The following is a 9,051-nucleotide window of genomic DNA, read 5'->3' on the forward strand; positions in this document are numbered from 1 at the left end:
CGTCGCCTTCCTGGATCAGGTCGTGCTTGACGCGGATGCCGGTGATTTCCTCGAAGGCCTTGGCCATGGTCTTGGATTCGTACACGTGGGTATCGATGGTTTCGGACACCACGTTGATTTCCTTGACGCCTTTCGCCTTGAGCTTGTTGGCCGCTTCGATGAACCATTTCATCTCATCCAGCTGTTGCTGCTTGCTCAGGGTTGATGGTTGAAATTCCTGGTCAATCCATTTTTGTGCCGCGTTCATGTCAGCCCAGGTTGCACCGGAGGCTAGCATCGCGGCAGCCGCTAACGCCGTCAGTTTCAGTCTCATATCTCCACCTTTTTATAGCCTTCCCATGGACATAAACACACGATGGAGGGAAAGGAACCCACCGTGCGCCGAAACGCGGGTTCAACCCCAGCGCATCAAAACCAGTAACACCACAAAACCCACGATCGCGCCGATCCATTGCGCGAGATCGGTCAGCCCGGTCCAGGCCAGGTTGATGTAGGCGGCCGTCAATAAGCCGATGAACAGGCGGTCACCGCGCGTGGTGGGTATCGGCAGGAATCCCTTGCGCTCGACGCTCGGCGAGCGGATCTGCCATATCGTCATTCCGATCAGCATCAGCACGATGCAGGTGAAGAATATCGCCACGGGCGGCGTCCATGCCATCCAGGAAAATACATTGCCTTCCATCTCACACCCTCCCCATCGCGAAGCCCTTGGCGATGTAATGCCGGACGAACCAGATCACCAGCGCGCCAGGCACGACAGTGAGCACGCCGGCCGCTGCCAGCACGCCCCAGTCCATGCCGGCGGCCGATACGGTGCGGGTCATGGTTGCGGCGATCGGCTTGGCGTTGACCGATGTCAGCGTGCGCGCCAGCAGCAGTTCCACCCAGCTGAACATGAAGCAGAAGAACGCGGTGACACCGACGCCCGCCTTGATCATCGGCAGGAAAATCTTAATAAAAAATTTAGGAAAACTGTAGCCGTCGATATAGGCGGTTTCATCGATTTCCTTTGGAATGCCCGACATGAAGCCCTCCAGAATCCAGACCGCCAGCGGCACGTTGAACACCATGTGGGCCAGCGCAACCGCCAGGTGCGTGTCCATCAGGCCGACCGTCGAATACAGCTGGAAAAACGGCAGCAGGAACACCGCCGGCGGCGTCATGCGGTTGGTGAGCAGCCAGAAGAACAGGTGCTTGTCGCCGACGAACGAATAGCGCGAGAACGCGTAAGCCGCAGGCAGCGCGATCGACACCGACAGCACCATGTTGATGGCGACGTAAATGATTGAATTGATGTAACCGTCGTACCACGACGGATCGGTGAAGATCGTCTTGAAATTGTCGAAGGTCAGGTTGTTCGGCCACATCGTCAGGGCGCCGACAATCTCCTCGTTGGTCTTCAGCGACATGTTCAGCATCCAGTAGATCGGCAGCAGCGACAGCAGCAGGTAGATCACCAGGATGGGCACGGTAAGGCGTTTTTGCATCATTTTTTGTCTCCCGTACCGACGCGTTGCATCCAGTTGTACAGCACGAAGCAGAATAGCAGGATGATCAGGAAGTAGATCAGCGAAAACGCCGCCGCCGGACCAAGGTCGAACTGGCCGACCGCTTTCTGCGTCAGGTACTGCGACAGGAAAGTGGTCGCGTTGCCCGGGCCGCCGCCAGTCAGCACGAACGGTTCAGTGTAGATCATGAAACTGTCCATGAAACGCAGCAGCACAGCGATCATCAATACATTGCGCAGCTTGGGCAACTGGATGAAACGGAACACCGCCCAGCGTGATGCGCCGTCGATGCGTGCCGCCTGGTAATAGGCATCGGGAATCGCGCGCAGGCCGGCATAGCAGAGCAACACCACCAGCGGTGTCCAGTGCCAGATATCCATCACGAGTACGGTCACCCAGGCGTCGACGGAATCGCCGGTGTAGTTGTAGTCGATACCCATGCTGTTGATACCGTAGCCAAGCAGGCCGATGTCGCCGCGGCCGAAGATCTGCCAGATGGTACCGACCACGTTCCAGGGAATCAGCAGCGGCAAGGCGATAAGCACGAGCGACATCGACGCCTTCCAGCCGTCGGCGGGCATGGTGAGCGCGATCAGGATGCCGAGCGGAATCTGGATCGCCAGCACGGATAACGAGAAGATCAGTTGCCGGTACAGCGCGCCGTGCAGTTCTTCGTCGCGCATTACCATCTTGAACCATTCAGTGCCGACGAAGACGTGCTGAGTCGGGCTGAGAATATCCTGCACCGAGTAATTGACGATGGTCATCAAGGGCAGGATGGCGGAGAACGCCACCGCCAGGATGACGGGAAGAATCAAGAACCAGGCGCGGTTGTTATAGGTTTTCATGTCAGGCTACCCGCTTATCGTTGACGTAATACAGTGTTCTTTCCGGCGGAAAACGCAACCAGATCTGCTGGCCTTCGTTTGCCGCGAGATGGCGCATTTTTGCCGCGACGGTATGCGTGCCGACCCTGAATTCCGCCAGGCAGTGGGTACCGAGATTGCGCATCGAAATCACGGACGCGGCGAGTGTGCCCTCCCCCGGCTGCGCCATGCATTCGACAAACTCCGGGCGGATGCCGAGGGTTACCTGGCCACCCTTGGCCGTCCGTGCGGCCTCCCTTGCCGACGGTGGCAAAGGAAGGCTTCCGCCGTCGATGCGAATGACGCCATCCTGTGCCGGGCAGCTGATCAGGTTCATCCCCGGGTTGCCGATGAAGTAGCCGACGAAGGTGTGCGCCGGCTCCTCGAACAACTCCTGAGCGGTGCCGGCCTGTACGACCTCGCCCTGTGTCATGACCACCACCTTGTCGGCGAAGGTCAGCGCCTCGACCTGGTCGTGTGTCACATAGATCAGCGACAGTTTCAGTTCATGATGGATTTGCTTGAGCTTGCGGCGCAGCAGCCATTTCAGGTGCGGGTCGATCACCGTCAGCGGTTCGTCGAAGAGCACGGCCGCCACATCGGGACGTACGAGACCGCGCCCCAGGGAAATCTTTTGTTTCGCGTCCGCCGACAATCCGCTGGCACGATGCTTGAGATCGGGCGTTAATTCCAGCATTTCGGCAATCTGCTCGACGCGACGATTCACATCCGCGCCTTTCCAGCCGCGATTGCGCAACGGGAAAGCAAGATTGTCGAATACCGTCATCGTGTCGTAGATGACCGGAAACTGGAACACCTGCGCAATGTTGCGCGCCTCCGGCGGCAAGGCGGTCACATCTTTTCCGTCGAACAGCACGCGGCCGTGCGATGGACGCACCAGGCCGGAGATGATATTCAGCAGCGTGGTCTTGCCGCATCCGGACGGCCCCAGCAGAGCGTACGCACCGCCGTCGTCCCACTGCATGGTCATCGGCCGGAGTGCATAGTCGCTCGGCGATGCCGGGTTCGGCTTGTAGGCATGTGCCAGGTCAACGAGTTCGATACGGGCCATGCTTATGCTCCAGCTTCGGATCGGGCAGGCGCAAACAGCAATGCGCCGCCGGGGGCAAACAAAAACAGATCGTTGGAATCGCAATACAGATGGCATTGCGTGCCGATGTCGAGGTTATGCACGCCCGGCAATTGCGCGACCAGCCCGATCGGGCCGCGATGCACGTGAACATAGGTTTCCGAACCGCTGATTTCCGCCAGCTCGACTTCGGCGCCGATCGCAATTTCATCCGCGTGCCGTGGCGCAAGCCGCAGGCTGTGCGCACGCACGCCGAGGATGACTTCGTTGTGTCCGGTGATTCCTTGCCGCTGCCGGGGGCTGAGCGCCACCGCCAGCCCGGAGCCCAGTTGCGCGACGCCGTCCGCATCCACGGTCGCAGGAATCAGGTTGATCGGCGGATCGCTGAAGGTGCGTGCGGTCTGTATGGAGTTCGGCGCATTGAACACGCTCAGCGTATCGCCGTGCTGCAGCAGCCTGCCTTCATGCAGTACCGCGACATGACCGCCGAGCTGGAGCGCTTCGAGCGGCTCCGTCGTTGCGTACACAACGGTTGTCTTGCCTTCCGAAAAGAGTTCGGTGAGTTCCTCGCGCAATTCCTCCCGCAGCTTGTAGTCGAGATTGACCAGGGGTTCGTCCAGCAAAAGGAGACCGGCCTCTTTGATCAATGCGCGTGCCAGCGCCGTGCGCTGCTGCTGGCCGCCGGACAGTTCGGCGGGCGAGCGCTGCAGGTAGGGCGTGATGTGCAGCCGTTCGGCCATTTCGGTGACGCGCTTGCGGATGGTTTCCTCCGGCAGGCGCTTGATGCGCAGCGGCGATGCGATGTTGTCATACACACTGAAGGATGGATAGTTGATGAATTGCTGATACACCATCGCCAGGTCCCGCTCGCGAACCGACACGCCGGTGACGTCGGCGCCACCAGCCAGCACGCGCCCGGTCGTCGGCTTGTCGAGCCCGGCCATCAGGCGCATCAACGACGTCTTGCCGGCCCGCGTCGTGCCCAGCAACACGTTGATGGTGCCTGGAACGAGCGCAAGCGACAGCGGGTAAATGTGATGTTCAGCGCCGTATCGGCTGCTGACGTTTTCCAATGCTAGAAGCACAGTGTCTTCCTCCAAAAATTCTACTGGCGGCGCTTGAGTTCTTATGTTGGCTCGGCCGGGCTGCGATAGGTGACGCCGTATCGCGCATGCATGTCCGGTTGCTCCGGGGTTCAGGTGAAGACCGGGAGTGTACGGATTATGTGCGTGTTATTCCTTTCCTTGTGCGGCCATCCAGGCATCGAGCTTTTCTTCCGTTCCGGGTGGCATATGCAAGCCAAGCTTGGACCGGCGCCACAAGACATCATGCGCGGTGACCGCCCATTCGCGTGTCATCAGATACTTTACTTCGGCGGCATACAGTCCCGGCGCGATTTCTTCGCCCATATCGGATATCCGGGTGCGCCCGGCCAGCAGACGGTCGGTATAGGTGCCGTAGGCGCGTGCAAACCGCGCCACCAGTTTCGCCGGCAGCCATGCATACTTTCGTTGCAGCCCCTCCCGATAGGCATCGAACTCCAGCACCGACCGATTGGCCGGCCGGTTGCCGAACAGGTCGCCGCCGGGCAGGCAGGCATTGGCGGTCCATGCGCCATGGCGGTTGCCCAGGGCTCCCGCAACCATGTCCACCGCCTCTTCGGCCAGCTTGCGGAAGGTCGTGATCTTGCCGCCGAACACAGACAATAGCGGCGCGCCGCCGTTTTCCAGTTCGAGCCGGTAATCGCGCGTGACCGCCGACGCATTCGATGCCTCATCCTCGACCAGCGGCCGCACGCCGGAGTATGACCAGATTACATCGGACGGCTTCACTGGGCGGCGGAAATAACGCTGCGTCAGTTCGCACAAATAGTCGATCTCGGCCTGGTCGATGCCGACCTTGTTGGTGTCGCCGCGGTATTCGATATCGGTGGTACCAACCAGCGTGAAGTCGTTTTCGTAAGGGATCGCGAACACGATCCGGCCGTCGGGGTTCTGCAGAATATAGGCGTAAGGATGGTCGAACAGGCGCTTGACGACGATATGGCTGCCTTTGATCAGCCGCAGGTTCTTCGTCGACTTTTCGCGCGCCGCGCCGCGCAGGAATTCGGTCACCCAGGGACCGGTCGCGTTGACGATGCAGCGCGCATGAATTTCGATCTCCTTACCGTCCACCGCGCGCAGCTTCGCGTTCCAGCCTTTGCTCGTTCTCGTGGCGGACTCGCAGACCGTACGGGTCAGGACGGTACCGCCTTTTTCCGTCGCATCCATCGCGTTTAGCACCACCAGCCGAGCATCGTCGACCCAGCCGTCCGAATACACGAAACCGTCGGTGAATTCGGGCTTGAGCGGCTTGCCGGCGTCATGCTTGTGCAGGTTGACCGCTTCCGATCCCGGCAGAAGCTCGCGCCGCGCCAGCCGATCGTAAAGGAACAGTCCGGCACGCATCATCCAGACCGGGCGCTGCCCCTTGTCATGCGGCAGGACGAAGCGTAGCGGCCACATGATGTGCGGGGCGGATCGCAGCAGCACTTCCCGTTCGATCAGCGCTTTGCGCACCAGTCCGAATTCATAGTTTTCTAGATACCGGATGCCGCCATGGATGAGCTTGCTCGATGCCGAAGAAGTGTGCGACGCGAGGTCGTCCTTCTCGCAGAGTATGACTGACAGCCCGCGTCCGGCCGCATCACGTGCGATACCCACGCCGTTGATACCGCCGCCGACAATTAGCAGGTCACAATCCATGTTGTCCAGTCTCATGCGGTTGCCGAAAATGTTTGTAGGGATGGAAACAGGCTAGTAAGATACGACAAAATGCGAACGCAAATCAACAAATAAATTGAGTTTACGTTTTCGTTTCTGTTCGTTTTAAATAGTCCTCACTATTTGATAGTTTGCAAAGGAGAAACGGCATGACCCTTAATCCACGTCAAAGACGGTTGCTTGATGTCGTGAAGCAACGCGTGACGATGTCGGTCGAGGAGCTGGCGCAGCAGCTCGGCGTCACGCCGCAAACCGTCCGGCGCGACGTCAAGCAGATGGAAGAGGCGAAATTGCTGGCTCGCTACCATGGCGGTGTGGGCATGCCATCCTCGGTGGAGAACATCGACTACAGCCAGCGGCAGGTCATGAATATCGATGCCAAGCGCCGCATCGCCGCCGCGGTGGCCGAACGGGTGCCGCCGGGCTGTTCGCTGCTGATCAACATCGGCACCACAACGGAGGAAGTGGCGCGTGCGCTCATCCGCCACCAGGGATTGCATGTGGTCACCAACAATCTGAATGTCGCGGCGATCCTGGCAGACAACCCGCAATGCGAAGTGATTCTCGCCGGCGGCATGGTGCGCGGACGGGACCGCGGCATCGTCGGTGAAGCGACGGTGGATTTCATCCGGCAGTTCAAGGTCGACATCGGTATCGTGGGCATTTCCAGCATCGAGGCCGACGGCACACTGCGTGATTTCGATCCACGTGAAGTCAAGGTGGCACAAACGATCATCGAGCAATCTCGCGAGGTCTGGCTGGTCGCGGACCGGGACAAGTTTGGGCGCCAGGCGCTGGTGCGCATGGGCAGTTTGTCGCAGGTCGATATGCTGTTCACCGATGCGCGTCCACCGGAGGCATTGGCGAAGGTGTTGAAAGAGGCGCAGGTGAAGGTGGTGGTCGCGCCGTGACGGGAACGGCTGCTTTGCGGCGGGGCGCAAAAAAACGGCGCTCGATGCGCCGTTTTTGTATCGTCATTGCATCATTGCAACGATTTCAGCTCACCTGCTTCAGCAGGGTTTCCGCGTTGGACACATCGAATTTGCCCGGCTGTTCAAGATTGAACTGCTTTACGACGCCGTCGTCGACCAGCATCGAGTAACGCTGCGAACGAATTCCCATGCCGCGTTCGGTGAGGTCGAACTCCAGTCCCAGCGCCTTGGTGAATTTCGCGCTGCCATCGGCCATCATGCGCACGATGCCGGTCGCATTCTGCTGCCGGCCCCATGCACCCATCACGAACGGATCATTCACGGAGATGCACCAGATTTCGTCGACGCCTTTCGCCTTCAGCGCGTCCGCATTCTGGATATAGCCGGGCACGTGCTGGGCCGAGCAGGTCGGTGTGTAAGCGCCGGGGAGGCCGAAGATGGCGATTTTCTTGTTCTTGACGAGGTCGCCGACATTGAAGGTATTCGGGCCGAGCGCGCAGCCTTCTGTCTCGACGTCGATGAATTCGGACAGTGTGCCTTCCGGCAGGCGGTCGCCGATCTTGATGGTCATGGTGATTCCTTTGCGTATCAATAGACAGGATGAAAGAAAAACGCCGCGCCAGCGAGGCGCGGCGTGAGACCGCAGTATGCCCTGTTATTGCTACTTTTGCATGGGTTAATCAGTCAGCCTGCTTGCGCAGGAAGGCCGGGATGTCGTAGGTCTCCATGCCGTTTTTTTCCAGCGCGCGGACGGTTTCCGACGCCGATTCGCGGCGCCATACCGCCGGGGCCTTCAGGCCGTCGAAGGATTGCGCCGGCTGAACACCCTGGCTGCCGCCACTGGTTGCCATGATCGGCTCATTGTGGGTGCCGGTGCGCAGCACCGGAGTCTGCACGAGCTGCACGCTCTTGCGTGCACGGCCCAGACCGGTCGCCACCACGGTAACGCGGATATCGTCGCCCATCTTGTCATCGTAGGCGATGCCCTGCGCGATCGACGCATCCGGGGCGGCGAAGGCGCGCACGGTTGCCATGACTTCCTTGATTTCCTTACCCTTCAGATTGCGGCTGGCAGTCACGTTGACCAGCACGCCGCGCGCGCCGGACAGGTCGATGCCATCCAGCAGCGGCGATGCCACTGCCTGTTCGGCAGCGATGCGCGCACGGTCGACGCCGGAGGCGGTCGCGGTACCCATCATCGCCTTGCCCTGCTCGCCCATGATGGTCTTGACGTCGTTGAAGTCGACGTTGATATGGCCCGGCACATTGATGATCTCCGCGATACCGGCGACCGCATTGTTCAGAACATCATCGGCATGCTGCAGCCATTCGATCATGCTGTCGTCTTCGTAGATCTCTTCCAGTTTCTCATTCAGGATCACGATCAGCGAATCGACGTGCTGGCTCAATGCTTCCAGGCCCTCGTCGGCGATCTCCATGCACTTCGCGCCTTCATAGGAAAACGGCTTGGACACCACGGCCACCGTCAACGCGCCCTGCTCCTTCGCCACCTGGGCGACGATTGGTGCCGCGCCGGTGCCTGTGCCGCCACCCATGCCGGCAGCGATGAACACCATGTGCGCGCCGCGCAGCGCATCTTCGATGCGGGAGCGCGATTCTTCCGCCAGCGCACGGCCGACTTCCGGCTTCATGCCGGCGCCGAGACCGGTTTCACCGATCTGGATCACGTTATGCGCAGCCGACTGCTTGAGTGCCTGCGCATCGGTGTTCGCGGCGATGAATTCCACGCCGGACACGCCCTTGTTGATCATGTGCTGCACCGCATTGCCGCCGGCACCGCCGACGCCAACGACCTTGATTACCGTGCCGAGTGATGCATTGTCTACCATATCGATTTCCATGATGACTTCCTTATCCAAGATGCAGTTTTCA

Annotated in this window: 9 protein-coding genes and 1 pseudogene; 1 reads left to right on the forward strand and 9 read right to left on the reverse strand. The window is 60.0% G+C overall.

The features are described 5' to 3' along the window. From VGU61_RS05110 to glpD, 7 genes and pseudogenes are all read right to left on the reverse strand, one after another. A pseudogene (locus tag VGU61_RS05110) lies at positions 1-313 on the reverse strand (carbohydrate ABC transporter substrate-binding protein); the annotation flags it as partial. Positions 314-394: 81 nt separating this feature from the next. Next, positions 395-682: a DUF2160 domain-containing protein gene (locus VGU61_RS05115; protein ID WP_326858025.1), complete on the reverse strand. Its 288-nt coding sequence runs from the start codon at positions 680-682 to the stop codon at positions 395-397. Position 683: 1 nt separating this feature from the next. Then, the gene (locus tag VGU61_RS05120) at positions 684-1,487 is read right to left on the reverse strand and encodes a carbohydrate ABC transporter permease (RefSeq protein WP_326858033.1); all 804 of its coding nucleotides are present in this window, start codon (positions 1,485-1,487) and stop codon (positions 684-686) included. Beyond that, positions 1,487-2,356, reverse strand: a complete 870-nt coding sequence (locus VGU61_RS05125) for a sugar ABC transporter permease (protein WP_326858026.1) — start codon at positions 2,354-2,356, stop codon at positions 1,487-1,489. Before VGU61_RS05125 ends, VGU61_RS05120 begins: the two co-directional genes overlap by 1 nt. 1 nt (position 2,357) lies before the next feature. Further along, positions 2,358-3,446 carry an ABC transporter ATP-binding protein gene (locus VGU61_RS05130; protein WP_326858027.1) on the reverse strand — a complete coding sequence of 363 codons (1,089 nt, stop codon included), beginning with the start codon at positions 3,444-3,446 and terminating at the stop codon, positions 2,358-2,360. A 2-nt stretch (positions 3,447-3,448) separates the two neighbouring features. Then, positions 3,449-4,549: an ABC transporter ATP-binding protein gene (locus VGU61_RS05135; RefSeq protein ID WP_326858029.1), complete on the reverse strand. Its 1,101-nt coding sequence runs from the start codon at positions 4,547-4,549 to the stop codon at positions 3,449-3,451. A 147-nt stretch (positions 4,550-4,696) separates the two neighbouring features. After that, on the reverse strand, positions 4,697-6,223 hold the full coding sequence (gene glpD / locus VGU61_RS05140) for a glycerol-3-phosphate dehydrogenase (protein ID WP_326858030.1): 1,527 nt from the start codon (positions 6,221-6,223) through the stop codon (positions 4,697-4,699). 152 nt (positions 6,224-6,375) lie between these two features. Between glpD and VGU61_RS05145 the strand changes: the two genes are divergently transcribed. Beyond that, positions 6,376-7,137, forward strand: a complete 762-nt coding sequence (locus tag VGU61_RS05145; protein WP_326858031.1) for a DeoR/GlpR family DNA-binding transcription regulator — start codon at positions 6,376-6,378, stop codon at positions 7,135-7,137. An 85-nt stretch (positions 7,138-7,222) separates the two neighbouring features. Here the strand turns inward: VGU61_RS05145 and VGU61_RS05150 are convergent, their stop codons facing one another. Together VGU61_RS05150 and ftsZ are read right to left on the reverse strand one after the other, a co-directional pair. Beyond that, positions 7,223-7,729: a peroxiredoxin gene (locus VGU61_RS05150; RefSeq protein ID WP_326858032.1), complete on the reverse strand. Its 507-nt coding sequence runs from the start codon at positions 7,727-7,729 to the stop codon at positions 7,223-7,225. Positions 7,730-7,838: 109 nt separating this feature from the next. Beyond that, positions 7,839-9,020, reverse strand: coding sequence for a cell division protein FtsZ (ftsZ, locus tag VGU61_RS05155; protein ID WP_326858034.1), 1,182 nt, complete (start codon positions 9,018-9,020; stop codon positions 7,839-7,841). Positions 9,021-9,051: the final 31 nt, after the last annotated feature.

It is taken from the genome of Noviherbaspirillum sp., from assembly GCF_035944575.1.
Classification (GTDB): domain Bacteria; phylum Pseudomonadota; class Gammaproteobacteria; order Burkholderiales; family Burkholderiaceae_D; genus Noviherbaspirillum.

Excerpts from the sequence above, each read along its gene's own strand:
- VGU61_RS05115 (WP_326858025.1), bottom strand. The coding sequence starts at position 682 with ATGGAAGGCAATGTATTTTCCTGGATGGCATGGACGCCGCCCGTGGCG.
- VGU61_RS05120 (WP_326858033.1), bottom strand. The coding sequence starts at position 1,487 with ATGCAAAAACGCCTTACCGTGCCCATCCTGGTGATCTACCTGCTGCTG.
- VGU61_RS05125 (WP_326858026.1), bottom strand. The coding sequence starts at position 2,356 with ATGAAAACCTATAACAACCGCGCCTGGTTCTTGATTCTTCCCGTCATC.
- VGU61_RS05130 (WP_326858027.1), bottom strand. The coding sequence starts at position 3,446 with ATGGCCCGTATCGAACTCGTTGACCTGGCACATGCCTACAAGCCGAAC.
- glpD (WP_326858030.1), bottom strand. The coding sequence starts at position 6,223 with ATGAGACTGGACAACATGGATTGTGACCTGCTAATTGTCGGCGGCGGT.
- VGU61_RS05145 (WP_326858031.1), top strand. The coding sequence starts at position 6,376 with ATGACCCTTAATCCACGTCAAAGACGGTTGCTTGATGTCGTGAAGCAA.
- VGU61_RS05150 (WP_326858032.1), bottom strand. The coding sequence starts at position 7,729 with ATGACCATCAAGATCGGCGACCGCCTGCCGGAAGGCACACTGTCCGAA.
- ftsZ (WP_326858034.1), bottom strand. The coding sequence starts at position 9,020 with ATGGAAATCGATATGGTAGACAATGCATCACTCGGCACGGTAATCAAG.